General features: G+C 64.8%; 3 protein-coding genes. 1 reads left to right on the top strand and 2 read right to left on the bottom strand.

The window, feature by feature from the left end:
• Nucleotides 1–681, bottom strand: a 681-nt coding sequence (locus MOV74_RS36435; RefSeq protein ID WP_246932146.1) for a GTP-binding protein, incomplete at its 3' end; no start/stop codon positions are given.
• Between the two features lie 19 nt (nucleotides 682–700).
• Complete coding sequence (gene cysD, locus MOV74_RS36430) at nucleotides 701–1,495, bottom strand: sulfate adenylyltransferase subunit CysD (RefSeq protein WP_246932144.1); 795 nt, start codon at nucleotides 1,493–1,495, stop codon at nucleotides 701–703.
• Nucleotides 1,496–1,739: 244 nt separating this feature from the next.
• Here cysD and MOV74_RS36425 point away from each other — a divergent pair.
• Nucleotides 1,740–2,252 (top strand): bifunctional precorrin-2 dehydrogenase/sirohydrochlorin ferrochelatase (locus MOV74_RS36425; RefSeq protein WP_246932142.1); only part of this gene is annotated, 513 nt, incomplete at its 3' end.

Below are 2,252 nucleotides of genomic sequence, written 5' to 3'. Positions count from 1 at the left end.
CGCCGGCTCGAGCTGGTCCAGCGCCTCGACCACCGTCGGTCCCTTGTACCAGCCGATCCGGCCGGTGCGCTCGGCGACGCCGTCGCCATCGCGGGCGGAAATCGGGATCACGGCCGTGGGCTTCACGCCGAGGCCGCTTAGATGCGCGGAAATCTCGTCGCTGATCTCCTTGAAGCGATCGGCGGAGAAGTCGACGCGGTCCATCTTGTTGACGACAACAGCGACCTGCTTCACGCCGAGCAGATGCAGGAGATAGCCGTGCCGCCGTGTCTGGTCGCGCACGCCTTCGAGCGCGTCGATGATCAGCACCGCGCCGTCGGCCTGCGAGGCGCCGGTGATCATGTTGCGCAGGAATTCGGCGTGGCCGGGCGCGTCGATCAGCACGATGTCGCGCGAATTGGTGCGAAAGCGGATCTGCGTCGTGTCGATGGTGATGCCCTGGTCGCGCTCGGTCTGGAGCGCATCGAGCAGGAACGACCATTCGAACGGCATGCCGCGCCGCGCGCTGACCGCTTTCAGCATTTCCAGCTTGCCGTCGGGCAGGCTGCCGGTCTCGTGCAGCAGGCGGCCGACCAGCGTCGACTTGCCGTGGTCGACATGGCCGACGATGACGATGCGGACCTGGGGGCGCGTGGTGCCGTTCGGGGTCGCAGGCGAAGCGGGGGTGACGATCATGTTCATAACGCGCTCGCGTCCTTGATCAGAGATAGCCGGCGACGCGAAGGCGCTCGAAAGCGTCCTCGGTCTCGTGGTCCAGCGCGCGCCCGGCACGCTCCGGCACCTTGGTCTGTTCGAGCTCGATCAGGATCTCGTCGATGCTCGTGGCGTTTGAGGCGACCGGATTGGTGATGTCCTGATCGCCCAGCGAGCGGTAGCGCTTACCGTTCTGCGACAGATAGAGCGGGATGATCGGGATGTTCTCGCGCTTGGTGTAGGCCCAGATGTCGGCCTCGGTCCAATGCAGGATCGGATGGATGCGCAAGTGCGCGCCTTGCGGCGGCGAGGCGTTGAAATGATCCCAGAACTCCGGCGGCTGGTCGCGCACGTCCCAATTGCCTTCGAGGCCTCGCGGCGAGAACACGCGCTCCTTGGCGCGCGTTGCCTCCTCGTCGCGGCGGATGCCGGCGATCAGGCCGTCAAAGCCGTATTTGGCGAGCGCCATCTTGAGGCCCTCGGTCTTGCGCGCGGCGGAACGGGCGGCGGGCGGCAGCGTCGGATCGACGGCATCGATGGGCGGGCAGGGCTCGACACGCAGATCGAGCTCCCACTCTTTGCCGTAATGATCGCGGAACCGATACATCTCCGGAAACTTCTTGCCGGTGTCGACATGGAGGGCCGGGAACGGCAGCCGGCCGAAGAAGGCCTTCCGCGCCAGCCAGATCATGACGTTGGAGTCCTTGCCGAGCGACCACAGCAGCGCGATCTTCTTCAGCCGGGCGAAGGCCTCGCGAAAGATGTAGATGCTCTGCGCCTCGAGCTGGTCGAGATGGTCCATGCTGGGCGCAACATCAGCAGAAAATTCTTGCGAGCCCCCGCGGCTGAGGGGGCCCGGGCTGCTCACTCCGACAAGCGCGGAATCGTCCTTGAGAAGATGCATCTCTGCCACTTTGCGTTTGGAGGCGAAAATTCTATAGTCACTGCGCGAAGTAGAAGAAAAAATTTTCTCTTTGCGCGCTCGAAACGACACATATATAGAAAATAATTCCAGTCAACCCCGTATCGGGGGAAGCGAGTATCGTATGCGGTTCTTGCCGGTGTTTCTCGATCTCAAGGCCGGTCCGGTGGTTCTCATCGGTGCGGGCGAGCTTTTGCGCGCCAAGTTGCGCGTGCTCGCGGCGGCCGGCGCGCGCATCCGCGTGCATGCGATCGACGGCAATCAGGATCTGGGGCTCAGCTCTGAGGACGCAGCCCGCATCGAAATCGCGGCCGGCGATCCGCTCACCACCGATCTCTCGGGTGTCATCGCCATCGTCTGCGCCGGAGCAGGCGACGTCGGCGTTGCGATGTCGGCGCGGGCCAAGGCGCTCGGCCTGCCCGTCAACGTCATGGACGACCTCGAGCATTCCAGCTTCATCTTCCCGGCAATCGTCGATCGCGGCGATGTCGTGGTCGCGGTCGGTACCGGCGGCACCTCGCCGGTGGTGGCGCGACGCGTGCGCGAAAAGATCGAGGCGCTGCTTCCGGCGCGCATCGGCGAGCTCGCCGAATTCATCGGCGGCTTCCGCAAAGCCGTCAATGAGCGCATCGCCGAG

This window comes from Bradyrhizobium sp. SHOUNA76 (assembly GCF_023006445.1).
In the GTDB taxonomy this organism is placed as follows: Bacteria; Pseudomonadota; Alphaproteobacteria; order Rhizobiales; family Xanthobacteraceae; genus Bradyrhizobium.
The sequence above is the reverse complement of the archived record's forward strand: the minus strand, read 5'-3'. Positions and strand labels throughout refer to the sequence as shown.